Raw genomic sequence first — 25,196 nt, 5'->3', positions numbered from 1 at the left:
TCAGAAGTGAAACGCCGTAGCGCCGATGGTAGTGTGGGGTCTCCCCATGCGAGAGTAGGGAACTGCCAGGCATCAAATAAGCGAAGAGGCCATCCTGACGGATGGCCTTTTTGCGTTTTCGTCCCTCAGTAAATCAGGCATATTCCCAGTGCCCGTCAGAATGAAGACTCTCTCCAGCAGCAGTGCAAGCATATCTCACGCTGAGGATGTGCAGGTTTCCAGGCTAAGATCCTGAAATCATAGCAGGCAAATCATTTACACTGTATTTACTTTTGACCGGGGCGTAATCTGATTTCTCCAAAAAATCATGATTAAAAACAGGGGAGAAATATGGCAGAGGCTAGTACCCACCAGGGAGATAACACTGGAGATTTAACTGATGTGCGCCGCCGGATCTGGGCAATTGTTGGTGCTTCCTCTGGTAACCTCGTCGAATGGTTTGATTTCTACGTATATTCGTTTTGCTCACTCTATTTTGCCCATATCTTTTTCCCTGCCGGTAATACCACGACACAGTTACTCCAGACCGCGGGTGTTTTTGCTGCTGGATTCCTGATGCGCCCCATTGGCGGCTGGTTATTTGGCCGAATAGCAGACCGACGCGGGCGCAAAGCCTCGATGCTGATTTCGGTATGCATGATGTGTCTGGGTTCACTGGTAATTGCCTGCCTGCCGGGCTATGAGACAATTGGTACCTGGGCGCCCGCCTTGTTATTGCTCGCTCGCTTGTTCCAGGGACTTTCCGTTGGCGGAGAATACGGTACCAGCGCTACCTATATGAGTGAAATCGCGGTCGAAGGCAGAAAAGGTTTTTACGCCTCATTTCAATACGTCACGTTGATTGGTGGGCAGTTACTGGCACTGCTGGTTGTGGTGGTTTTACAGCAAATCCTGGATGATGCCGAACTTCGTGCATGGGGCTGGCGAATTCCTTTTGCCATGGGTGCTGCCCTTGCTGTTGTCGCGCTATGGCTACGCCGCCAACTGGATGAAACCTCAAAACAGGAGGTTCGTGCATTAAAAGATGCAGGCTCATTGCGAGGGCTATGGCGTAACCGCAAAGCCTTTATCATGGTGCTGGGGTTTACAGCCGGTGGTTCGTTAAGTTTCTACACCTTCACCACCTATATGCAGAAATATCTGGTCAACACTGCCGGAATGCATGCGAATGTGGCCAGCGTGATTATGACCGGCGCCCTTTTTGTCTTTATGTTGATACAGCCCGTGATTGGCGCGTTATCAGACAAAATTGGTCGCCGTGCATCCATGCTGTGTTTTGGCGGGCTCGCCACACTCTTTACTGTCCCGATACTGAGTGCTCTGCAAAGTGTGACTTCACCCTGGGCGGCTTTTGCTTTGGTTATGTGCGCACTGATTATTGTCAGTTTTTACACTTCAATTAGCGGGATCCTGAAAGCGGAAATGTTCCCGGCACAGGTGCGTGCTCTGGGCGTTGGCTTATCTTATGCCGTGGCGAATGCATTATTTGGTGGTTCAGCTGAATATGTGGCGTTATCACTTAAATCGGTAGGAATTGAAACAGCGTTTTTCTGGTACGTTACGGCATTATGCGGGCTGGCGTTTATCGTCTCACTCATGCTGCATCGCAAGGGAAAAGGGATCCGGCTTTAATCACGCGCCAGTTGCCAGACGGCATAGCCTGTCGTGGCTCCGGCCACGTCCCAGGCAAAATCTTTCCAGCTCCAGCCGCTTCCTTCCGGGCGGCTATCCCAGAGCTCTTTTGATGCCCCCAGGCTTATGGAAAACAACAGGCCATAAACTGCGCTGCGATCGCTGCTGATACCCTGATGTTGTGCGTATTCATTACCGGCTGCGGCTAACATTGCAGAGGCGATAAAATGTTGGGCCTTATCCTGACCGCTCCAGCGATCGTTTGCCGTATGAGCGCAACCCGTCAAAAGTACGATGCAGGAAAAGAGTAACGCTCGCATATCGGAACCTGAAAAAAAGCCCCATCGTAAGATGAGGCTGAGGATGTTAAAGGATACGGCTGATAAGCTTGTCGATGCGGATCCGACGCAGACGGCGGATCAGTTTACGCACCTTCACGGGATAATCAGCAATACTTTGCAGGTCACGATAGTGGTTGACTACCGTGGTATGCGTGCGAATAAGCTCCAGCTCTTTATCCCGTTGGGCGGTTAGTTGATGCTGTGGATCGTGGATCAAAATGGCATTTTCCAGATCCAGACGCCAGGCGCGCGGGTTAAGGTTATTCCCGGTAAGCAGCACCCATTCATCATCAACCCACATCCCTTTGAGATGGTAGCTGTTATCCTCGTCTTTCCACAGGCGCACGATCAGCTGATCGGTATTGACGTAATATTGCAAACGACTGAGGAAACGACGCAGGTTTATCTCATAAAGATAAGGCAATGCGCCGATAATTTTAAACGGCTGATCTTCGGGGATAAAAAAGTCATTTGCTGTTTTGTCACCGACAATAATCTCGACTTTTTTGCCATCCCGCAGGAGCTGAATAATATTACGTACCAGCACCGCCGGCAGGTTGAAATATGGCGTACAAATAATCAGTTTGTTTTCTGTGCAGGGCATCAGATGGAAGATGGTCTTATTTAACAAACTGGATTTGCCGAGTCCAACCAACGGCGTTACTGCCAGTTGATCGTTGTCCGCATCGCCCTGGAAGTGGTACGTCGCATCACGTAACTCCTGGCGATAAAGACGAATATCATTTTTAATTTCCGGGCTTTTTGGTCGTTGGGGATTATCCAGACGGTTAACCCCGCGTCCCTCAACCAGGTTTTGTTTCACCCAGTTGAGCATAACGTCAGCCATCTGCGGGTTGCGGATAAGCTGATAACGATCGTAGCGATATTTATCGTGCTGGTGCAGGTAGACATCATTAAGGCTTGCACCGCTGTAGAAGACGCTATCGTCGATAATAAAACCTTTGAAGTGCAGCACACCGAGCGCTTCACGCGTATTGACAGGGACGCCGTACACCGGGATCTCAATGCCTGGGTTTTCCTGCGCCATGCGGCAGTACCAGTCGGCATTGGTATTGGATGCCGCAGCACCGATACGGCCTCGCTGGGCACGATGCCAGTCAACGAGAACGCAAATGTCGAGTTCCGGGCGCAGACGTTTTGCATCATAAAGCGCGCTCAGAATCGCTTTTCCGCCATCATCCTGCTCCAGATAAAGAGCAATAATGCAGATGCGACGTGTGGCGCTGGCGATTTTTTCCAGCAGATTCTCCCGGAAATGAGAGGGAGAGTAAAAAAACGCTACATCATCAACTGACTGAGTAAGCTTAGGTAGTTGGGCAAGGTGTTGTTGATGTTTATTACGCTTAAATTTTGACAACATCACAGTGCGTATCTTCTCTGTTTATTGAAAGGGCCTCTGTTCGATGGAATCGACAGAAGCGGACGATGATAACACCAGTACCTGGTAAAGTGGGTAACATTTCCAGTACCTTACTTAGGTTTCACCGATCGGTACCAGATCTAAAGATAAACTCACAATCCCATCTTCCAACTGGATGCCAACATCGAATCCCAGTTTCTTCGCCAGCGTTACCATGCCGCGATTGTTTGGCATAGTAATACCATTCAAACGCTTAAGTCCGTGATCCCGCGTGTAACTGATGAGCTTTTCCAGCAAACGTCTGCCAAGGCCCAATCCCTTCAAATCGGAGCGTACCAACACTGCAAATTCGGCATCTATATTATCAGGATCCGAAATCGCACGGGTAACCCCTAAAATTTCCTCGAACTCGCCACTCTGTCGTACCGCAACAAACGCCATTTCCCGATCGTAGTCGATTTGCGTCATATTCGCTAAGTCATCATGGGCAAATTCATTGATCTCGTTGAAGTAACGATAATAGAGATCTTCCCGGGTAACCTGCGCAATAAACTGCTGCAGCTGCGGTTCATCTTCAGGAAGGATCGGGCGAAAGAGGGTCGTCTCGCCATTTTTAAGGGTGACATGTTCTTCAAGGTGTTGAGGATACGGCCGAATGGCAAGGCGGGTCTCACCATTACCGGCAAAGGCGGCAACGGTCAGGGTCACATCAAGCGCCGTAAATTCACTGCCGGAGACTAAAAGAGGATGAATATCGAGTCTCTGGATCTCCGGGCAGTTAACAATAAGGTTTGATACCTGCACCAGAAACTGACTCAGACCGGCAATATCCAGCGAACGTAGCGCGCTACGACCACGGATCTTCTTGTTTTTAATCGCCTGAATAACCAGATAACGGGCAAGATTCATATTTAGCGGCGGCAATGCAACCGCCGCTTGATCCTGAGCATGCCACTCAACGCCGCCTTCGCCCAGCATTATCAATGGACCAAAAACCGGGTCGGACTCCACCACGACACGAAGCTCTTGCGCCCCTGCGCGAATAGCCATGCTCTGGACTTGCAGACCATGGATCCGCGCCTGCGGCCAGTTCATTTTTACACGATCAAGGATGGCATCTGCCGCCTGCTGAACCTCGGTGGCGGTGCGTAAATAGAGCATCACCCCCTGCACTTCAGACTTATGCGGAATATCCGGTGAGCGTAATTTCAGTGCCACCGGATAACCAATTTGCCCGGCAATATGCACTGCCTCCGCGCTGTCGCCGGCTATCCATGTTGGCAGGGTCTGAATGCCCCAGGTGCTCAGAATGGGCTGCACTTCATGGGTATCGAGCGTCGTTGCCCCCTCGGCTATTGCCTGCTGCAACAGTCGGTGAGCCTCGGCGCTATTGGCCGTCAGGTGGACGGGAAAGGCCGGTGTCTCGCGCAACTGTTTCTGGTTACGGCGATACTCGACCATATGCATAAATGCCGTGATTGTCCCTTCCGGGGTGCGATAGGTCGGGAGGCCGGCACCGCTGAATAATCGCCGGGCCTCCTGCGATGAAAACTCCCCGCACCAGTTGGTTAAGACGGTAACAAATTTGCCACGCGGATGAAGCCTGAGCGTATTAATCAGCGTCTGGGCCGTTTCATTACCCGGCGCGGCAACGCTGGGGGAGTGGATCACCATCAGCGCATCATATTCCTGGCTATCGAGCAGAACATTTAACGCCGCGGCGTAGCGCTCATTACTGGCATCATCACGCAGGTCGAGAGGGTTCCCCGCGCTGACGTAATCTGGCAACTTCTCCTGTAGCAGCGCCAGCGTTTCTTCACTGAGTGAGGCCAGTTTGCCGTTACGCGACCAGAGTTCATCGAGGGCTAAAGCAGCAGGAGCCGCGCCGTTGCTGACTATCATCAAACGCTCACCGCGAAGTGGGCGCATGTGACTTAAGGTTTCGACAGCGGAGAAGAGTTCATGCGTGTCCTGAACGCGCAGCAGCCCGGCGCGTTGAATCGCGGCATCCCATGCCAGATCGAGGCCTGCGTGGGTTTGCAGCAACCGTTGCGCTTCCGGGCTACGGCCACTTTTGATGACCAGAATAGGTTTATTGCGGGAGGCACTACGGGCGGCAGAGACAAAGCGCCGGGCATCGCTTAACTGTTCCAGATAGAGCAGGATCGCGCTGGTTTTACTGTCACGGGCGAGAAAATCCAGCAACTCATCGACGTCAATATCCAGACTGTCACCGAGCGCAATAAAGTAGGAAAACCCCATCTCACGTTGTTGTGCCCAGTCGAGGATGGTATTGGATACCGCCGCCGACTGGGAAACAAACGCCAGTTTACCGCGGGTGATGGGCACCGGAGAAAAGCTGGCGTTAAGACCCTGCCAGGGAGCGAGCAACCCCATGCTGTTAGGGCCGAGTAACCGCATCTGGTAGCGGCTGGCGCAGGCCAGTAATTCGCTATGCTGTTCCGGCGGCGCGGAAAGGATAATGCAGGTTTTGCAGCCTTTTTTGCCCAGATCTTCCAGCAGTGAAATATTACGCTTTGCGTGGGTGCATAACACCGCGAGATCGGGCACGTAGGGAAGTTGGCTCACATCAGGCCAGGCGAGAACCCCCAGAACGGCTTTATAGGCGGGCGTCACTGGTAACACCGGCCCGGCAAATCCGTCACCCAGCAGATTACGCATCATCAGATAGCCAGCGCGGTCAGGTTTCATCGATGCACCAATAACCGCAATGGATTTAGGACGTAGTAGCGCTTCCAGCCCGCGTTGGCTCATACAGGTCTCCGCTTAAGAGTGACCTGATGATTTTAAACGTTTTGTGCTGAGTTTGCTGTGATACGGGCTGAATGATGCGCTTTTCCAGCAAGATAACGCTCGCGAAAGAGGCTGAAATGATCCCCCAGCCCTTTTGCCGCAAGGTTGTCACCTGCGATATCCAGCAGGGCGATAGCGACTTCAGCCGTACAGTATTGATCCTCAGCATGCGCTTCGCGCAGATGGTAAGCAGAAACGCGTGACAGATCGACTGAGATAACCGGCAGTGCATCCAGATAAGGGCTTTTGCGAAACATCTTGCGTGCTTTGGTCCAGGTGCCGTCGAGCATAATAAACAGCGGCGGCTTCCCTGAGGCGGGGGCCGCTAATACCTGACGCTCGCTGCCGGCATAGGAGGCCGGAAACACCACCATTGGCTGATATTCATCACTGGCGCATAAATCCACCAGCGCCTGGGGCGGCTCGGTTCGCGACCATAAAAAGGCCGTGGTTTCCGGCAGAATATCTGCAATTAAGCGTCCGGTATTGCTGGGTTTCAGGGGCTCGGTGTCAAACATCACCAGGCAAAAACGGCTGCGGGCGGCTACGGGTTGTACCGTCGCGCACAGGCAGCGTTTTTTGGGCAGCAGGCAACCCTGGCAGCGAATAACCCGATTACCACGAGCAAGAAAGGGGCGTGTCGAACGGGCAAGACGCTCCGCGCGAAGTTGAAGAACAGCGTTATCAGTCATGAAAGTTGCGTGAAAAACGCCATTGTCGCAGAGCTGAAAACGGGGCACAAGTGATGCCCCGTCAGGATCAGAGTGATTCGTTCAGCCAGCTATCAAACGGCGCCTTTGGCACCGCGCCGCTGAGCATATCGACCACCTCACCGTTCTTAAACAGCATAATGGTTGGAATACTGCGAATGCGAAAACGCGCGCTGAGCTCACGTTCGGCTTCGGTATTCACCTTCACAAAACGTACCTTGCCGCTGCGTTCTTCCGCCACATCTTCAAAGATTGGCGCGAAGCTTTTACAGGGGCCACACCATGGAGCCCAGAAATCGACAACAACGGGAAGGTCATCTTTGAGCAACTTATCCAGAGTGGCGCCGGTTGCATTGATGACATCACCATCAAATAGCTCATGCCCACAACGTCCGCATTTCGCGGCATCGTTTACCCGCTCATCGGGAATACGGTTTAACGCCTGGCAGCTTGCACATACGGTATTCATAACTAACCTCAGGGAAGCGTGGGTACAGAATGGCTCAGGGCCGATATGTTTCTAATATGTTACACATTATCGATGAGGAGGTTCTAAACGACAATGCGATTTATTCAATGAATATAATAGTCAGTAGCTTTTGAACGAATTAATGGCTAAGCGCCAGCACATCAGGTAATCTGCGCGCTTCGCGCAGCGCTGGTGGAGAAAAGCATGAACGATGAACTGAAAAACAAAAGCGGCAAAGTCAAAGTGATGTATGTCCGCAGTGATGATGATTCCGATAAACGCAGCCAAAACCCGCGTACCGGGAAAGGGCCAGCTCGTAGCGGATCGTCTCGTACCGATGCCGGCCGTCGCCCCGCTCGCGAAGAGAAAAACAGTGGTCGCCGTCCTGCTCGCGATGAAAGAAGCAACGATCGCGATCGCAACCACAAACAGAGCGATTCGCCGTGGCGTACCGTTTCTCGTGCGCCTTTTGAAGATGCTTCTGAGAAACCCGATCACGGTGGTATCAGCGGTAAAAGCTTTATCGATCCGGAAGTGTTACGCCGCCAGCGCGCTGAAGAGACGCGCGTCTATGGTGAAAACGCCTGCCAGGCACTGTTTAACAGCCGTCCGGACTGCATTGTTCGCGCCTGGTTTGTACAGAGCGTGACCCCACGCTTTAAAGAAGCACTGCGCTGGATGGCGGCTAACCGCAAAGCTTACCACGTTGTCGATGACGCAGAGCTGGCGAAGGCTTCCGGAACTGAGCACCACGGCGGTGTTTGTTTCCTGATCAAAAAGCGCAATGGCACCAGCGTCCAGCAGTGGATTTCGCAGGCGGATGCTGAAGATTGCGTGCTGGCGCTCGAAGATATCGGCAACCCACACAACCTCGGCGCGATGATGCGTAGCTGCGCGCACTTTGGTGTGAAAGGCGTGTTGTTGCAGGATGCGGCAGTGATTGAATCCGGCGCGGCTGTACGTACGGCGGAAGGCGGTGCTGAGCACGTGCAGGCTATTACGGGTGATAGCTTTATCGACGCGCTGGATGGATTCCGTAAAGCGGGTTATGCCATTGTGACCACCTCCAGCCACAAAGGCACGCCGCTGTTTAGCGCGACGCTGCCGAAGAAAATGGTGCTGGTGCTGGGCCAGGAGCGTGATGGTCTTTCTGATGCGGCGCTCGATAGCGCTGACCTGAGCGTTTCCATCAATGGCTCCGGCAACGTTGAAAGCCTCAACGTTTCTGTTGCAACCGGTGTGTTGCTTGCAGAATGGTGGCGTCAGAACAAAGCCTGACGACTAAACCAGCATGCCGCCCGGCGTGCTGGTTATCAGACTTTCACATCTGTGCATGAAAACCTGGGTTTACATGTACAGATGCCCTCTCAGAATGCATGCCGCCATAATCCATGCTGGTTACACCAGCTATACGCCGTGAAGCCCCGCTTACAGTTAAATTTGCATTTATTTCCCTTGCAGACCGGACGGTCGCAATAAACATAAGCATCGTTGCCAGCCAGCGCAAAGGTGGCTTCAGGTTCGTCTCCAGGCCGCAAAAATTTAAATTGCCCCCCCTCGAACGTATAGACATAGATCCATGCCAGTTGATGTTCAGGCGTCATAGGATGAGGTGAATCACCAACATTGACCCTGAGGGTGTTTGCCTCAAATCCGCCGGAAATGGTCATCATTGGGAGGTGCTGTTCTGCCAGCTCATCAGACGCCGAATGGGCAATGAGCGCACTTAAGGTTGCGCCGCAGCACTGAATATGTGGACTATCAAAACTGGTGTTGATGGTCACGAGGAACTGCCCGCAGCCTGGGCAGTGGTAAAATGTTGGCTCAGACTGAAGAAACGACGGCTTAGTGCTGTTCTTGATCCGGGTCGAGGTTCTTAAAGCCGGGCGAGTACTCCCCGACGCACTGTTTTTATTCAGCACCTGTCTCTCCTTTTCACTCTGAACCGACTTTGTCGAGAATGAGGTTACTGCTTTCACACTCAGCCAGCGTCAACCGTTTTATAATGTCTTTGCGTAAAAGGAACTTTTTGACTTTCCCCGAGGCGGTGCGGGGAAGAACGTCTGTAATGACCAGATATTCTGGATATTTATATTTGGCGATGCGTTTTGTCGCGAAGAAGGCGATAACGTCGGAAAGGGTCATATTCTTTGCCGAATGATTCAGGACGACCCAGGCACAGGAGCGTTCCCCCAGACGCTTATCAGGCATAGCAACGACGGCGGCATCGGCGATGTCCGGGTGTTGTAGCAGAATATCTTCGACCTCACGGCTACTGATATTTTCTCCGCCGCGCACAATAATATCTTTTTTGCGGCCAGTGATTTTTATATAACCTTGTTTATCGAGCCGACAGTAATCACCGCTGTAATACCAACCGTCGTCATCCAGCGCCTGGGCGGTTAATTCCGCTTCATCAAAATAGCCGACAAAAACATTGGGGCCGCGGGAAGCCTCTTCGCCTTCGCTGCCTTCCGGGAGGTTATTTCTTTTTTTATCGACGACTTTGATCTCAACGCCCGCCACCGCGCTTCCGTCAGTGTTGACCTGACGCATAAGCGAGTCATAAGGGCGAACAATGGTATGGGGCGCACTTTCGGTACTGCCATAAACGCCCAGCAGAGGAACGCCTGCTTTATGATACTCGCGGATCAGTTTTGCCGGAATCGTTGTTCCGCCACACAGGAAAAAACGTAATGAGGGGGGAATATGTTGCCGGCATTGCATGACTTTGAGTAAATCGCAGGCAAATGGCGTGGCTCCCATGATACAGGTGCACTGTTCCTGCTCCAGCAGATCGAGGCACCGATCGGCGACAAAAATATCCATCAGTATGCTTTGCGCGCCGATCATAAAAGGGGCTGTCACCCCATGCATAAAGCCCGTTGCATGGGCCAGGGGCGCAGGCATCAGAAAGACATCCGTCGCATTGAGATTCAGTGTCGCGCAGTAAGCCCGTTCACTGGCAATAAGGTTGTTATGCGTCAGCATCACCCCTTTCGGGCGTCCCTCGGTACCGGAAGTAAAAAGCAGAACGGCCAGATCGTCACTCCGGGTGGCGATGTCGTTAACCAGCGGCGTAGAGCTTGTGAGTATCTGGTTTAGCGTGATGCCGTAACCGGCAGGCTCCAGCTTTTCGACTGCGACAACGCTCTCCAGATAAGGAAGCAATGGCCGCAGAGCCGGGAGCATCTGAATGGGGCGGATATTTTTAAAGCGCGTAGGCGTAAATAACATCCTTGCCTGGCATTTATTCAAAATCCACGCCAGTTCCGACTCCCTGAATGCAGGAAGCAGGGGGACAACAACAGCCCCGCTTTTCAGACAGGCAAGATAGATAAGCGTAAATTCACACCAGCCGGGTAATTGCAATGCAACCCTGTCCCCTGGCTGAATGCCCTGTTCCACCATCCAGGCTGCCAGTGTGCCCGCTGCACGGTCCAGCTCGCTGTAGGTATAACGGGTGCCATGGTTGTCACAGACCGCCTGCTTATCTGCAAATGCTTTTGCCGACAGGCGCCAGCAGTCTGCAAGCGTAGCATCTCCCCAGTATCCCTGTTGCCGGTAGCGCGCTTTCAGCGTTTCATTGATTTTCATCGTCGCCATTTTGTTTTTCCGGGCCTGAGGCCGCTTAATGGGAGTTCGCAATAACCAGGCGCTGTTTCTTGCAGTACATCGCCAGCGCGCCTGCCAACAAAGGGAGTGGAAGGAACAGAAATACGTCACTAAATGTCCATCCTGCGGCGAGCATCATAGAGCCAGCCCCCGCACTGGTTATCGCCCCCAGTCGACCAATTCCCGTGGCCCAGCCCACCCCGGTTGCACGAATAGATGTGGGGTAGAAATGCGCCGCTAAGGCATAACAGCCTGGGCTGATACCGTTGATGGTAAAGCCGAGCAGCAATACCAGCAGACATAAGCCTGCTAACGACGGAGCATGTAATCCCAGAATAAGCGCTCCGCAGGCGCCCCCTAGCAGGGTCATGATGATGGCGCAGTGTTTGCCCCAGCGATCCATCTCTATCCCGATACAGAAGTTGCCTATTATCCCGCCAATCTGGAATACCGAACCCATCAGAACCGCCTGAGACAGCGTCAGCCCGCTATCTCTGATCATCAGCGGTAGCCAACTGGATAACAGGTAAACGCAGAACAATCCGCTAAACAGGGTTATCCAGAGAGCCAGGGTGCCCAGGGTGTATGGAGGATGAAAGAGCGATCTCGCCGTACTGGCATGTGCTTTTTGCGGCTCAGTGGTGAAAAAGTGGGTGTTTTCATCCGCAATACCAGGAACAAACGTGTTGAGCAACCTGCGCAGGTGCCGTTTATTTTCGCCATGTTGTACCAGGTAGTGCATGGATTCAGGCAGGTAGCGCAGCAATATCAGCGCCAGCAACAAAGGTAAGATGCCGCCAGTAATCAGTACTGAACGCCAGCCGTAAGTGCCGAGTAACTGCTGGCTTAGCAGGCCGCCCAGCGCGGCACCGGTATTGAAACCGCAGTGGATTAGTGTTGATAAGCGTGAGCGGTATCGCACGGGGGCATACTCGGCAACCAGCGTGGTGATATTTGGCATGGCTGCCCCCAGCCCCAGCCCGGTAATAAAGCGGAAGAACGTCAGACTGGATAAGTTCCATGAGCAGGCTGACAGCAGGCTGCTACAGCCGAAAAAGATCACTGACCCGATGATCAGTTTTTTACGCCCGTAACGATCCGCCAGCGGTCCGGAAATCAGCGAGCCGCCCGCCAGACCAAATAAACCACTCATCATCACCGGGCCTAACATATGACGTGATATTTGCCAGTCATCGATTAACGCCGGGGCAATAAATCCAATCGCCGTGACATCAAAGCCATCGATACCCAATACCAGGAAGCCCAGAGCAACAACCAACCACTGGCGTCGACTAATGGGGCGTTTATCTAAAACGCTGCTGATATCAATTTTTTCCTGAGCAGTCATAAATCCTCCCCTTATCCGGAGAGCGATGTTCACCAGTGAGGGTGGAAGGGGTTTGTGAAGGTGTTAGCCAAAGCGGAAATCAACACCAAATGTTCCCTGTGGGTATTCCCATTTTTCGAGTATTGTTCCTTCGCATAACACCCGGCATGTGCCGCACTCAAGGCATCCGGCATAATCAAAATGAATATTTCCTGCTTCATCCTCGCGATATAACCCGGCAGGGCAGGCGTTAATCAGTTTGCGGAATTGCTCGCGGTCGGGATCCGCGACCAGGATAATATGCGGATGCGTTTCATCAACCCTGAACTTGTTGACGCCCAGTTTTACATCGACATTTACCGTGCTCATAAAGCGCGTCCTCCGGTGATGCAGTCTTTAACGATATTCATAAGTCCGACAGGTTTGCTTCGTTTAAGCAATGTCGACCAAAGCGGCGTGGGTTTCGCTCCGTCAATCGTGAAGAGATCGGCCATAATATTCGCCACCATCTGCGGATACTGTTGAAATATTCGTGGATTCTCCATCAGCGCGGGCAATTTGCGGTAATGCCGCATATCCTGCATCACACAGCTTTGATCCAGTTTCTGTTGATATTGCGCCAACTGCCCGGCGCTGAAATCATTGCGCTCTTTGGCCGCAATGACCGTTTGCGCGGCAAGATCTGCCGCGGTAATCGCCAGATCCATTCCTCTGACGGTAAAACCCAGATTCAGGCACATACCTGCGGCATCGCCAACCAGCAATACGCCATCGCCCACCAGTTTCGGCAGCATAGCAAGGCCACCTTCTGGCACCAGATGCGCTGAATATTCCAGTAAGGTTCCGCCTTCAATCAGCGTTCTGACAGCAGGGTGCTGTTTGAAATCTTCAAGCATTTGTGGGACGGACTTGCAGGCTTTCTCAATCTCGCCCAGGCCGCAGACCAGTCCGAGTGAGACCGACTCGCGATTGGTATAGAGAAAACCACCGCCCATCAAACCGTCTGAGGGTGAGCCTGCAAACAGCCATGCGGCCCCTTCGTCGCCCGTGACACCGAAGCGATCCTGAATAGTTTTGGCCGGAAGCGAGATGAGCTCCTTGACGCCGACGGCATAGTGATGTGGATTAGATTTCTGCACCAGGCCGATGGAGCGCCCCAGCAACGAATTGACGCCATCCGCCAGCACCACCACGCTGGCTTCCAGGATATCTTCCCCGGCCTGGACACCCGTCACCCGCCCGTTTTCCTGAATCAGCGAATCCACTCTGACTCCGGTAATAAACTGTGCGCCAACGGCTTCTGCCTGCTCCATCAGCCAACTGTCGAAACCATGGCGTAAGACGGTCCAGGATTCTTTTGCCGGCTGTTCTTCGGCAGGTTGTGCCTGATAATCCAGCGTGACGGCGCTGGTGGTTGTCAGAAACGAGATTTTCTCTTTGGTTATCTTTCGCTCGACGGGGGCCGAGTGAGCAAACCCGGGCATAATGCTTTCCAGACTGTGTGCGTAAAGCCGCCCACCGGTCATGTTTTTGCTCCCGGCGGTGTCACCACGTTCAATCACCAGTACATCCAGACCCGCTTTTGCCATCACGTATGCGGCGACACAGCCTGCAACGCCTGCGCCAACGATAATGGCATCAAATTTTTCATCCGACATGCTCTGCACTCCTGAGCCGCCATCATTGATGGCGGCTTAATTATTATCGTTTTAATTATTTTTTTAATAACTCCGTTAACCCAGGTACGACTTTGTAAATGTCACCCACCAGTCCGTAATCCGCGTACTGAAAAATAGGGGCATTTTTATCTTTGTTAACGGCGATAATGGTCCTGGCGCCGTTACCTCCGACCATGTGCTGAATTTGACCTGAGATCCCCAGCGCAAGGTAAATATCGGACTTAAGCAGTACGCCGGAAACGCCAACATAACGTTCGCGATCCATCCAGTGCTCACCCTCTGCTATGGGGCGAGAGCAGCCCACTTCGGCGTCCAGCGCGGAGGCCAGATTCCATACCATCTCAAGATCGTCTTTTGCGACCAGGCCACGGCCAACGCCAATGACCCGACGGGCTTTGCCAAGGTCAACGCTGCTGGCGGTTTTGGCTCGCCGCTCCCGACACAACAGTTCATCCGGCGGGGCTATGTAGTCCACCAGCGTCAGTGGCGGCGTGCGGGTCGGGTTTTCTGCCAGCGGCTCATAGACACCACCTGCCAGCGTCATAACTGCGATTGGGGTGTTGATTCTCTCTTGTCCGAATGCCAGACCGCCGTACATACGGTGCTCTGCGTACAGCGTGCTGTCATGGTGTTCCACCAGGATAACGTCATTGACCAGCGCCGCCTGCAACAGCACGCTGAGTTTTGCCGCCAGATCTTTCCCGCGCCGCGTCGCTGCCAGCAGAACGACGGCTGGCCCTTGTGTTTTTGCAACCAGGGTTGCCAGCGTCTGTGCGTAGTTTTCAATACGCTGACTGGCATTTTGTCCGGCCAAAAGATAAACCGCATCTGCCTGTCTGACCTGAGTGATGTCACCTTCATTCCAGATCACCGCATTGACGCACTCTCCCAGTTGTCGCGCCCCGGCGAGCAGGTCTGCATAGCGATCTGTGCTATCGCTGAACACCCAAACATTACTGATTTTGCTCATGATTCGCTTCTCCGCAGCCGTTAGCTTAACGCGTTAGTCAGATAGTCACGCAGACGGGCGATCTCGTCCTGCCCATCGCCCTCGATGATGATGTGTTTGCGTTGAGTTTCCTGTGGGGCGTAGACGCTGAGCAGATCGGTACGGGATTTATCCGGCGTCCAGCCAATATCGTCGGCATGCCATTGGGTAACGCTTTTCTTCCCGGCACCGAGAATGGCTTTCATTGACGGAATACGCGGGACATTGATATCGGATGAGACGCATATCACCGCCGGGAGTGGGACATCCAGCACTTCCACTTCGTTTTCCAGCGTACGTTCGACGGTGATATATCCTTCATGCTTCTCAATATGGCTAACCGCATTGACCGCCGGAATATGTAGCAGCGCACCGACCAGCAGCCCTGTCTGTTGTGCGTAAAGGTCGCCAGAGCCTTCGCCAAAGATCAGCAGATCGAAGCCAATTTTCTGGCTGGCCGCAGCAATCACGCGCGCTGTTTCGTGAGGCAATGAACTCGTAAGGCGTTCATCGCTGACCAGATAAAGCGCATTTGGCCCACGAGAGAGGAGGTCTTTACGCAGTTTGGCGTTATCCAGGGCTTTCCCTCCGACACTTAACGCCAGCACTTCATCATCTTCGCCAGCCAGTTGCACTGCGGCTTCAATCGCATTCAGATCAAAGGGGCTGATTTTTTCCCCGGTCTGGTTTGTTGCCAGCGTCCTTTCGGCGGTGATCACGATGTCCTGTTCTTCAGGCACCAGTTTGTAGCAGGTAATTAATCTCATGGCTTATCCTGGTCTTATTCGTACTGTTTAAGGATCTGGCGAGCGGAGATGTAAACCATGATCTCGTCAGTGCCGCCGCCAATGCGGTTTACACGGGTATCCCGCCAGAAACGGGATACCCGGCTGTCGTCGGTATAACCCAGTCCGCCCAGGATCTGCATGGCGTCATCAATCACTTCGCAGGCCGATTGCGCGCAGTACAATTTGCACATTGGGGCAGAAAGGCGCATTGATATCTGGTTGTCGCACTCCCAGGCGGTGCGATAGACCATGTTTTTCATGTTCTGAATTTTGATGGCCATCTGAGTCAGTTTGAGCTGAATCATCTGGAACTGGCCGATGCTCTTGCCGAACTGGACGCGCTGGTTGGCATAACGGGCGGCATCTTCAAAGGCGCATTCTGCGACGCCCAGTGAATGAGCGGCGATCACCAGGCGTTCAATGTCGAAGTTTTGCATCATGTGGATAAAGCCATAGCCCTCTTTGCCCACCATGGCGCTCTCTTCCAGCTCCACATTATCGAGAAATACCTCGCAATTGCTGACCATATGCCAGCCCACTTTATGCAGGTTGTTGCGTTTCACTCCCGGCGAGTTAGGGTCCAGCCACCACAGGGTAAAACAGCGTTTGGGATCTTCGGGTTCAGGATTGCGAGCCAGGACCAGCATGTAGGGATAATCTTTCGCCCCGGTGATAAATGTTTTTTGGCCGTTGAGATACACTTTGCCGTTTTTACGGGTGTAGGTGGTGGCGATACGGTTGTTGTCGGAACCGGCCTGGGGTTCGGTAAAGGCCAGTGAATAGGCCGGGATCCCGGTTAAGCCCACCTCGGCAGTTTTGGCCAGTTGCTCTGCATTACCAAATGTCTGCATGTTATGAATGCATTGCCCTTCGGTCATTATGTATGCCGGGGCGCCCATCCGCGCTATCTCTTCCAGCACCAGCACCTGGGTCATCATATCGGCTGGCACACCGCCCAGTTCCTCGGGGATGCCTAATAAACCTATTCCGCTTTCGGCCAATGCGTTGAAGAACTCACGCGGGAAAGTTCGCGTCTCATCGCATCTCTTGAAGTACTCCTCGGGAAAGTCGCGGGTAATAAGCTCCCTGATACTTGCTAGCAGCAATTCTTGTTCTTCGCTCAGGCTAAAATCCATGACGCATCCTCATTGATAGGTTCTCCGCTGGGAATTGGCACAATAAAAACATTCCCCGGTACACTGTTTATTACCGATTGTTATTACTGATTTTGCTACCTGTTCAGCCAGTATGTTTATTAATTAATGGGTAGTGTTCGTTTTATCTTAAATAGTAATTAGCCGGGGTTAGGGGATATATAGACATATTTGACTTAATCCTGGACAAAACGATCATTGGAACGACTTTTGTGAACTGTGTTGGTAATTTAACAATTAATTTATTCCGTATTTTTGTAGTTTAATCTTTTGTTTTTATTGTGGTTTTCGTTATTTAACTTACCGATGGTATGTTCGATTTGTCCAATAATTGGTTGGATATGTCAATATCAAGGAACTTAGGGCTTTTTTATAATCGCCAGGTCAATTCGTGGAGAAGGGCGACAGAGGGTCCCGGAATTCATTTCAACCTGCATTTTTATCGTCTTAATTCTTCAATGGTGAGCTAATCATTTAATGTGAAGTGGGGTTGTCTATGTCCATATTATCTCAACAGCAACTGGAAGCACTGAAACAGAAAGTCAGAAAAGTAACGGAAACAGAGCTGGAGGAGATCCAGCTGGTGGTTGAGCGAACGAATGTTTTCCCGGACTCTTATTACGACGTCTGCCGTAAGAACGATCTATTCCGACTGGCAATTCCTGAAGAGTTTGGCGGACTGGGACTGAACTGCGAGCAATTTTTCTCAGTGATGGAAGAGTTCTGCCGTGGCCCGGGCGGTATGCGTATGAATCTTCATCATGCCAATGGCCTGAACTGGCGCATTATGTACGATCATGGCGCTGCCGATCTGCGGGCAAAATGGTTGCCGCTGCTGGCAAATAAAGATGCCTACATCAACTTTGCTCTCACTGAAGCAGAGTGCGGATCTGGCGCAGACATTCGTACTACGGCGGTGAAAAAAGGCGATAAGTATGTCCTTAACGGCACCAAAACGCTGATTTCACATACTGATATTTCTGACGGCAGCTATGTCATTGCCGTCACGGATGAAAACAAACGCAAAAAAGGCGGCCTGACGGCGTTCTTTATCGAAACCAACACGCCTGGCTACTACATCGATCCTATGCCGCACATGATGGGTTGTCGCGGTGCGGGCCATGCTTATTTGCGTTTTGAAAATTGCGAAGTGCCTGCGCATAACATCATGGGTAAAGAGGGCGATGGTCTGGATATTTTTATGGATGCGTTAGCGCACTCCAGAGCCATGATCGCCGTGACCTGCCTGGGTATGTCGCAGCGTTTCCTTGAACTGGCGATCGCCAGGGCAAAAGATCGCGTGACCTTCGGTAAGCCGCTGGTTGCCCGTCAGGCTATTCAACAGACGCTGGCCGATATGGGAACGCAGGTGCACGCCCTGCGCGTCATGCTACGCGATTGTGCACAAAAATTTGACCGTGGCGAAGATATCGAGATGGTCTCAGCGATGTGCAAACTGCATGGTATCGATACGGTGCGCACTGTCTCTGACAGTTGCCTTGAGATCTTTGGTGGCATTGGCTATTTCGAAGATAACCCTTACGGCCCGGTGGAGAGAATGTACCGCGATGCCCGCGCACTGTGGTTTGAAGAAGGTCCACGTACCGTTCAGCGCCTGACGATCGCACGTCCGCTGATTGCCGCGGCGGGCGAGATCCGCTAACCCGGCAGATCCCATACAACGAACGGGTATTGTGAGTCAGTGATAGTCGCTATACCCCGCCTGCGATCGCACATCATGCGTGTACTGCTGAGTGCGATCGCTCTTATTTTCTCGCGAGAGTGATCTATGAGTACATCACCAGGGAATAGACGTTGGGGCATTATTGTACTGCTGATTTTTGATTATTTTGTCATGTTTGTGGCACGTAGCAGTATGTCGATGTGCGGGCCAGCGCTGATGCAGGAATACGGCTGGACTGCTATCCAGTTTGGCTGGGTGTCTACCGCATTTTTCATCGGCTATGCGATAACGATGTTGCCGGCAGGGTTGCTGGCGGATCGTTTTGGCGGTGGGATCGTGCTGGTGACGGGCACATTGTGGTGGGTGGTCTTTACCTTTCTGACCCCGCTGGGTTCGACGCTGGGCGTCATGATGTTGCTGCGTATTCTGGTCGGTATCGGGCAAGGGTTGCTGGTGCCCGCCAATTTCTCGCTGGCTGCCCGCTGGGTGCCGAAAAGTGAATCCGGGAAGGCGACAGGATTCCTGCAGATTGGCTGCCCGGCAGGTATCGCTTTTGCAATGGTGCTGGCAGCCTGGATCATTCAGGCATGGGGCTGGAAATCGGCTTTTTATATCGTCTCAGCGCCAGGCCTGGTGTGGTGCCTGCTATGGTGGTGGTTGGGCAACAGCCGTCCGCAACAGGACAAACGCATCAACCCAAACGAGCTGGAGTATATTGAGGCCGGTCAGGTGCCTGCCACTAAGGCTCAACCGGACCAGAAAGCGGCTGGAGCATTAACGAAGGGCGATATTCTGGCGACGCCCTCAGTGTGGGCCTGTTCATTATGTTATTTCTGCACTAACTATCTTTTCTTTCTGTTTATGACCTGGTTACCCACCTATTTTGCGATGGGGCGTGGCATCGATCTTAAACAGAGCGCAATTTATTCCATGCTGCCCTATCTGGTGGCGATTCTGGCTTATCCGCTGGGCGGGCTGGTTACGGATGCCGCCTGCCGCCGCTTCGGACAAAACATTGGGCGTAAGCTGTCTCCGGTGCTGGGACTGCTGCTGGCCGGACTGTTTCTGATCCTCGGGACGCAGGCCAATAGTCTGTGGAGCGCCGCAACGCTGATTTCAGCCTCGAATTTCTTCCTGTGTTTCACCATGGCTGCGCATTTCTCCATTCCCATTATTTTCTCGCAAAAAGATACCGGCATGCTGGTGGGATTGAACGGCGTCTTTGGCACGCTGGCGGGTATTCTCTCCCCGGTGCTGGCGGGGTGGGTTATCGAAATCACCGGGCAATACGAATATGCGCTTTATCTGGGGGCCAGCGTGGCCATTGTGGGTGCATTTTTCATGCTCATCGCACGGATCAAACCCATTGAGAAAAAAGGTTCACGTAGTCATACATCTGCCGGAGGTACTGCCGACGGGTTTGCTGGCCACCAGGGCTATTCAAAACAGAAGGAACATGACTGATGAGACCATTAGAAGGAATTAAAGTTGTTGATCTGACTTCATTTCTGGCAGCACCGACGGTCGCTCGTATTCTGGGGGACTGGGGGGCTGATGTTATCAAAATCGAACCGCCAACGGGCGATCCCGGGCGTACTCAGGCCTCGGTTTTCAATATGCCTTACGCCGATGATGAAAACCCGGCGTTTGATATCTCAAATGCCAACAAGCGGTTTCTGTGCCTGAATCTGAAGAAAGAGGAGGCAAAAGCAGCGGCCTGGCGGATCCTCTCAACGGCGGATGTGGTTGTGACAAGCTATCGAACTAAGGCGCTGGAACGCTTAGGTTTTTCCTGGGAGGAGTTGCATTTACGCTTTCCGCGTTTAATTTTTGCGCAGATTCTGGGTTATGGCGAACAAGGGCCGGAGAAAGATACCGCAGGTTTTGATGCCACCGCCTATGTCTGCCGGGGCGGTATTCTTGGTTCGACCAATGAGCGCGGCGAGACGCCAATTAACTCCGTGAACGGATTTGGTGATTTCCAGGCCTCAATGTGTCTGGTCTCCGGTATTTGCGCTGCACTATACGGGCGCACGCTTTCTGGCAAAGGAGACAAGGTCACCGTCAGCCTTCATCATACGGCGTTGTTTATGATGAGTATTGCGGTCACTTCGGCGCAGTATGGCAATGTCTATCCTAAATCTCGTTGCGAAGTGTCTAACCCCTTCAACAATACCTACAAAACTGCGGATGGCCGCTGGATGGTGATTTGCATTCCGGAATACGACAGGTTCTTTAATAAATTTATGACCCTGCTGGGGCGCGAAGATCTGGTCGACAGCCCTGAATTCTGCCGTATTGCGGATGTGAACCTCTATGCCCGTAACCGTGACATTATTAATATTATCAGCGAGCAAATCGCAAAACGTTCGTTGAGTGAAATGATGCAGATGCTCAAAGAGAACGATTTTGCTCATGAAAAGGGTTTTACGCCAGATGAAATCCTTGAAGATGAGCAGGCGTGGGCAACTGACTGTCTGCGAAACGTTGACTACCCAACCGGCAGTCAACGGGTGCTGGTCACACCGCCAGTATCCATTCATAGCATGGGGCCTTCCCAGATAAGGCCATCACGACGACTGGGACATCACTCACAACAAATCCTGACTGAATATGGATACTCGCCTGAGGAGATCGAAACGCTGAGCCAGGAAGGCGCAGTTGTATTACCCAACTGACAAGAGCATCTGTTAACGAGTCTGCTGCGCTGGCCGGGGTAGTTTTCACCGGTCAGCGATGCTGTGCAGCAGCGCTGAGAAGAGTAGAGGAGCATTGATGGCAACCACTATTCCGAACTTTGCATTATACGGTGAGCAATCCGGACTGAGTTGGGAGAATTTTTTCAACGTTGAACGGATATCCTTGCGCTCAAAAGATATCAACTGGCGAGCTAACCCTCATGTACATGACTCGCTGATCCAGGTGCTGTTTATCCAGCGCGGGCAGGTTGAAGTGTTAATGAACTACAGCCGACAACAAGCCAGAGCCCCGTGCCTTATTCTGGTCCCTGCTCAGACCGTTCATGGTTTTCACTACACCCCTGATACCGAAGGATTAACCATTACTGCTTCTCAGCGGCCACTGGAATCGGTCATCACGACGCTGGCTCCGGACGTTCTTAAACTGATCCATAAGCCCTGTATTATTCCGCTTGAGTATTACCCGGAAGAGAAAGACATCGTCTGGCAATTTTATTGTTCGATGATGAATGAATTACGCGTGCCGATGATTAATCAAACGGCGATGTGTGCTTCGCTGTGTATCTCTCTGTTTGTCCATCTGTCGCGTATTATCGATCTGAATGTTGAAAACCAACAGATTGATAATTCGTCGCGCAAGGCATCGCAGATCAATAAATTCCTCGCCATCGTCGATCAAAAATTCCGCCAGCGGCTGACGGTCAATGACTATTCCTGCGAGATGGGCATGTCGCCAGGGCATCTCTCTCGCCTGTGCCGTTTAACGCTGGGTATGTCCAGCCTGGATGTCATTAATATGCGTGTTCTCCAGGAGGCGCAGCGAGAATTGGTCTATACCTCCAAAACCATCAAACAGCTGGCCGCTTTCCTGGGCTTTAATGATGAGGCCTACTTTACCCGTTTCTTCCATAAGCATGCAGGCGTTAGCCCCAGCCAGTTCAGAGAGCGGGCGGTCAGGGAAATAGCTATGGGTGAGGAGTATGTCTGACGCTTCCCGCATCTCTCTGCCAGCAGAAGGATGCGGGGGGAATATTATTCGTCCGATGCCGGCAGAACGGGCATCCAGTCAATCGGCGATTCACCTTTTTGTACCAGCCACTCATTTGCCAGCACAAAGTGACGACAGCCGAAGAAGCCCCGATGGGCTGACAACGGCGAAGGATGCGGCGCTCTCAGCACGTGATGGCGTTGACCATCAATGATCGCGCCTTTCTTCTGCGCATGTGCCCCCCACAATAAAAAGACGACCCCTTCACGGTGTTGGTTTATCAGGCTGATGACTTTGTCGGTAAAGGTTTCCCAGCCCAGACTGGCATGAGAATGGGCCTGACCGGCACGTACGGTAAGTACCGTATTCAGTAACAGCACCCCCTGGCGCGCCCAGCTTTCCAGATAACCATGTGACGGGCGAGTGAAGCCCGGTATCGACTGCTCCAGCTCTTTATACATATTCAACAGCGAGGGTGGAATGGCGACGCCCGGATGCACCGAAAACGACAGGCCGTGTGCCTGATTTGGTCCGTGATAGGGATCCTGTCCAAGGATCACCACTTTAACGTTGCCGAGTTCAGTAAAGCGAAACGCGTTAAAGACATCTTTTGACGGGGGATAGATGATGTTTCCTGACAGCCGTTCTGCATTAACGGCATTGAGCGTGTTAACAAAGTAAGGCTGCTGTTTTTCTTCCGCCAGCACATCGTGCCAGGTTAATGAGGTCGTCATTCCGCTCTCCTGTGGATCTTCATCTGCGTAGCTTAACTGCTTCTTTCTCCGGAACAAAATGCAGACCCGAATTCTGTGTCCTCTGGCTAAAATTAAGTTTAAAAATTACTAAAAATTTTAACGCAACGCAGATGCGTAACTTGATGTAAAACAATAATTTCCACTCATCACCACTTTCATGGTGTGGTTTTCTTTGATTTTAATCAAAGAATCAGGGGCAAACGGAGGGTATATATACACTCAAGCAACAATGGTTTTACCAATTGGCCGCTAACGAACCGGCCAAATCAAAAATAATGCCCAAGGAGGCACAATATGATTACTGGTATCCAGATTACTAAAGCCGCTAACGATGAACTGTTGAACTCTTTCTGGCTGCTCGATAACGAAAAAGGCGAAGCTCGCTGCGTATGCGCCAAAGCGGGTTATGCCGAAGATGATGTTGTTGCCGTAAGCAAACTGGGTGACATCGAATACCGTGAAATCCCAATGGAAGTACAGCCGGAAGTGCGCGTTGAAGGTGGTCAGCACCTGAACGTTAACGTACTGCGTCGTGAAACTTTGCTGGATGCGGTAGAAAACCCGGAAAAATATCCGCAGCTGACTATTCGTGTTTCAGGTTACGCAGTGCGTTTCAACTCCCTGACACCAGAACAGCAGCGTGATGTTATTGCACGTACCTTTACTGAAAGCCTGTAATTTAAGGTTTCAGCATTAAAAACGCCGGGATTATCCCGGCGTTTTTTTTACTCTTCGCTACTTTGTTGTTCAGAAGCAGCAGCCACCGCCGTTGGCTTACGACGTTTACCGATGTTTTTGGTATCGCGGTGACGTTTTTTCACGCGCGGCTTCTCTTTCTCTTTTTCTTTCTGCTCCTGGCGTCTGGCCTGCACTTTTTTCGACGGTTTACCCGTCATTTTCTCACTCGGTGCGCGGGTCGTCGGACGCAGTTCGTCAATAACGCGAGATTTCAGCGGTTCATCGACATAACGGCCCACTTTCAGCAGCAGCAAATGGTCGTGAGCTTCAACCAGGGAGATAGCGGTACCTTTGCGACCTGCGCGGCCAGTACGACCGATACGGTGCAGATAGGTGTCTCCACCGCGCGGCATATCGAAGTTAAATACATGGCTGACGTCCGGAATGTCGATGCCACGCGCGGCAACGTCAGTGGCGACGAGCACATTCACCCGGCCATCGGTGAGGCGCTTGATGCCTTCAACACGCTTAGCCTGCGCCATCTCACCTTCGAGATAACAGTTATTGATGCCTGCCTCACGTAACCAGCCAGCCAGTTCATGCACACGCTCGCGTTTACGCACAAACACGATAGAACGGGTGACATCATCCTGTTGTAACAGATTCACCAGCAAAGCGAGTTTATGTTTCACGTCATCTGCGCGGTAATACCACTGGTGGATCTTTTTACGTTCACGCGTCGAGGGCGTGGCGGAGACTTCAGCAGGCTCTTTAAGCAGACGCTCGGCAAAGTCTTTAATCGCTTCGCCTTCCAGCGTTGCAGAGAAGAGCATGGTCTGGTTACGCCAGCGGGTTTCACCGGCAATGTGTTCGATGTCCTGAGCAAAACCCATGTCGAGCATGCGATCCGCTTCATCAAGGATCAGCGTTTCTACAGCACGGCAGTCAAAATTCTCTTCTTTAATGTATTGCAGCAAACGCCCCGTCGTTGCGACCACAATGTCCTGGTTCTCACTGAACACCTCTGCGTGGTTCATGTAAGCCACGCCGCCGGTGATGGTGGCAATATCCAGATGGGTATTTTTCGCCAGCTCACGGGCGTGATCGGCAACCTGCATCGCCAGCTCACGTGTTGGTGTCAGGATCAGAATTCGCGGTGGACCCGATTTCTTACGCGGGAAATCTAACAGGTGCTGCAACGCAGGCAGCAAATATGCCGCCGTTTTACCCGTGCCTGTCGGCGCGGAACCGAGCACATCACGCCCTTCAAGCGCAGGCGGAATAGCGGCAGCCTGGATGGCGGTCGGGCGTGTGAAGCCTTTTTCCTGGAGTGCATCCAGCAGGCTTTCGTCAAGTTCGAGTTCGGAAAAAGTCGTTACAGTCATTATCTACCTCTGTGTGGGGCGACGATTATAGACGTTACGGCTGCAATCTTCATCTGTTTGTCTGCTTATTCCTTTTCCAGCGCTTCGCTTTACCCTATGCTAGCCCTGT

22 protein-coding genes are annotated in these 25,196 nt (G+C 52.3%); 7 read left to right on the top strand and 15 right to left on the bottom strand.

Annotated elements, in window-relative coordinates:
* Window positions 1–330 precede the first annotated feature (330 nt).
* Window positions 331–1,632, top strand: a complete 1,302-nt coding sequence (locus ACSZO4_RS07435; protein WP_437888245.1) for an MFS transporter — start codon at window positions 331–333, stop codon at window positions 1,630–1,632.
* Here ACSZO4_RS07435 and ACSZO4_RS07430 read toward each other — a convergent pair.
* The 5 genes from ACSZO4_RS07430 to trxC form a co-directional block, all read right to left on the bottom strand.
* Window positions 1,629–1,952 carry a YfiM family lipoprotein gene (locus ACSZO4_RS07430; RefSeq protein ID WP_437888244.1) on the bottom strand — a complete coding sequence of 108 codons (324 nt, stop codon included), beginning with the start codon at window positions 1,950–1,952 and terminating at the stop codon, window positions 1,629–1,631. The genes ACSZO4_RS07435 and ACSZO4_RS07430 overlap by 4 nt on opposite strands.
* 46 nt (window positions 1,953–1,998) lie before the next feature.
* Entirely contained in the window at window positions 1,999–3,354 is a 1,356-nt protein-coding gene (gene pssA, locus ACSZO4_RS07425) for a CDP-diacylglycerol--serine O-phosphatidyltransferase (RefSeq protein ID WP_437888247.1), read from the bottom strand.
* Between the two features lie 114 nt (window positions 3,355–3,468).
* Window positions 3,469–6,129, bottom strand: coding sequence for a bifunctional acetate--CoA ligase family protein/GNAT family N-acetyltransferase (locus ACSZO4_RS07420; RefSeq protein WP_437888243.1), 2,661 nt, complete (start codon window positions 6,127–6,129; stop codon window positions 3,469–3,471).
* Window positions 6,130–6,161: 32 nt separating this feature from the next.
* Window positions 6,162–6,860, bottom strand: a complete 699-nt coding sequence (locus tag ACSZO4_RS07415; protein WP_437888242.1) for a tRNA-uridine aminocarboxypropyltransferase — start codon at window positions 6,858–6,860, stop codon at window positions 6,162–6,164.
* Between the two features lie 67 nt (window positions 6,861–6,927).
* Window positions 6,928–7,347 (bottom strand): thioredoxin TrxC, encoded by a 420-nt coding sequence (gene trxC / locus ACSZO4_RS07410; protein ID WP_437888241.1) that lies wholly within the window; start codon window positions 7,345–7,347, stop codon window positions 6,928–6,930.
* Window positions 7,348–7,551: 204 nt separating this feature from the next.
* Between trxC and ACSZO4_RS07405 the strand changes: the two genes are divergently transcribed.
* Window positions 7,552–8,625: a tRNA/rRNA methyltransferase gene (locus ACSZO4_RS07405; RefSeq protein ID WP_437888240.1), complete on the top strand. Its 1,074-nt coding sequence runs from the start codon at window positions 7,552–7,554 to the stop codon at window positions 8,623–8,625.
* A gap of 89 nt (window positions 8,626–8,714) precedes the next feature.
* On the opposite strand, the gene ACSZO4_RS07400 is transcribed toward ACSZO4_RS07405, so the two are convergent.
* The 8 genes from ACSZO4_RS07400 to ACSZO4_RS07365 form a co-directional block, all read right to left on the bottom strand.
* Complete coding sequence (locus ACSZO4_RS07400; RefSeq protein WP_437888239.1) at window positions 8,715–9,269, bottom strand: desulfoferrodoxin family protein; 555 nt, start codon at window positions 9,267–9,269, stop codon at window positions 8,715–8,717.
* Between the two features lie 13 nt (window positions 9,270–9,282).
* On the bottom strand, window positions 9,283–10,953 hold the full coding sequence (gene fadK, locus ACSZO4_RS07395) for a medium-chain fatty-acid--CoA ligase (RefSeq protein WP_437888238.1): 1,671 nt from the start codon (window positions 10,951–10,953) through the stop codon (window positions 9,283–9,285).
* 25 nt (window positions 10,954–10,978) lie between these two features.
* The gene (locus tag ACSZO4_RS07390) at window positions 10,979–12,310 is read right to left on the bottom strand and encodes an MFS transporter (protein WP_437888237.1); all 1,332 of its coding nucleotides are present in this window, start codon (window positions 12,308–12,310) and stop codon (window positions 10,979–10,981) included.
* Between the two features lie 63 nt (window positions 12,311–12,373).
* Window positions 12,374–12,658: a ferredoxin family protein gene (locus ACSZO4_RS07385; protein ID WP_437888236.1), complete on the bottom strand. Its 285-nt coding sequence runs from the start codon at window positions 12,656–12,658 to the stop codon at window positions 12,374–12,376.
* On the bottom strand, window positions 12,655–13,947 hold the full coding sequence (locus ACSZO4_RS07380) for an FAD-dependent oxidoreductase (protein WP_437888235.1): 1,293 nt from the start codon (window positions 13,945–13,947) through the stop codon (window positions 12,655–12,657). Before ACSZO4_RS07380 ends, ACSZO4_RS07385 begins: the two co-directional genes overlap by 4 nt.
* Window positions 13,948–14,002: 55 nt before the next feature.
* The gene (locus ACSZO4_RS07375; protein ID WP_437888234.1) at window positions 14,003–14,938 is read right to left on the bottom strand and encodes an FAD-binding protein; all 936 of its coding nucleotides are present in this window, start codon (window positions 14,936–14,938) and stop codon (window positions 14,003–14,005) included.
* Between the two features lie 20 nt (window positions 14,939–14,958).
* Entirely contained in the window at window positions 14,959–15,723 is a 765-nt protein-coding gene (locus ACSZO4_RS07370; protein ID WP_437888233.1) for an electron transfer flavoprotein, read from the bottom strand.
* Window positions 15,724–15,737: 14 nt separating this feature from the next.
* Window positions 15,738–16,880, bottom strand: a complete 1,143-nt coding sequence (locus ACSZO4_RS07365; protein ID WP_437888232.1) for an acyl-CoA dehydrogenase — start codon at window positions 16,878–16,880, stop codon at window positions 15,738–15,740.
* A 514-nt stretch (window positions 16,881–17,394) separates the two neighbouring features.
* Between ACSZO4_RS07365 and ACSZO4_RS07360 the strand changes: the two genes are divergently transcribed.
* The 4 genes from ACSZO4_RS07360 (at window position 17,395) to ACSZO4_RS07345 (ending at window position 22,269) form a co-directional block, all read left to right on the top strand.
* Entirely contained in the window at window positions 17,395–18,561 is a 1,167-nt protein-coding gene (locus ACSZO4_RS07360; protein ID WP_437888231.1) for an acyl-CoA dehydrogenase family protein, read from the top strand.
* Between the two features lie 126 nt (window positions 18,562–18,687).
* Window positions 18,688–20,046: an MFS transporter gene (locus tag ACSZO4_RS07355; RefSeq protein WP_437888230.1), complete on the top strand. Its 1,359-nt coding sequence runs from the start codon at window positions 18,688–18,690 to the stop codon at window positions 20,044–20,046.
* Window positions 20,046–21,260 (top strand): CaiB/BaiF CoA transferase family protein, encoded by a 1,215-nt coding sequence (locus ACSZO4_RS07350; RefSeq protein ID WP_437888229.1) that lies wholly within the window; start codon window positions 20,046–20,048, stop codon window positions 21,258–21,260. Before ACSZO4_RS07355 ends, ACSZO4_RS07350 begins: the two co-directional genes overlap by 1 nt.
* A gap of 97 nt (window positions 21,261–21,357) precedes the next feature.
* The gene (locus tag ACSZO4_RS07345; RefSeq protein ID WP_437888228.1) at window positions 21,358–22,269 is read left to right on the top strand and encodes a helix-turn-helix domain-containing protein; all 912 of its coding nucleotides are present in this window, start codon (window positions 21,358–21,360) and stop codon (window positions 22,267–22,269) included.
* Window positions 22,270–22,313: 44 nt separating this feature from the next.
* Here the strand turns inward: ACSZO4_RS07345 and ung are convergent, their stop codons facing one another.
* Window positions 22,314–23,003 (bottom strand): uracil-DNA glycosylase, encoded by a 690-nt coding sequence (gene ung / locus ACSZO4_RS07340; RefSeq protein WP_437888227.1) that lies wholly within the window; start codon window positions 23,001–23,003, stop codon window positions 22,314–22,316.
* A 315-nt stretch (window positions 23,004–23,318) separates the two neighbouring features.
* Between ung and grcA the strand changes: the two genes are divergently transcribed.
* Window positions 23,319–23,702, top strand: a complete 384-nt coding sequence (grcA, locus tag ACSZO4_RS07335) for an autonomous glycyl radical cofactor GrcA (protein ID WP_437888226.1) — start codon at window positions 23,319–23,321, stop codon at window positions 23,700–23,702.
* Between the two features lie 47 nt (window positions 23,703–23,749).
* Here the strand turns inward: grcA and srmB are convergent, their stop codons facing one another.
* Window positions 23,750–25,087, bottom strand: coding sequence for an ATP-dependent RNA helicase SrmB (gene srmB / locus ACSZO4_RS07330; protein WP_437888225.1), 1,338 nt, complete (start codon window positions 25,085–25,087; stop codon window positions 23,750–23,752).
* Window positions 25,088–25,196: the final 109 nt, after the last annotated feature.

The organism is Phytobacter sp. V91 (assembly GCF_965644225.1).
GTDB lineage: Bacteria > Pseudomonadota > Gammaproteobacteria > Enterobacterales > Enterobacteriaceae > CBFFRJ01.
Note: the sequence above shows the minus strand (reverse complement) of the source record. Positions and strands in the feature narration are given on the sequence as shown.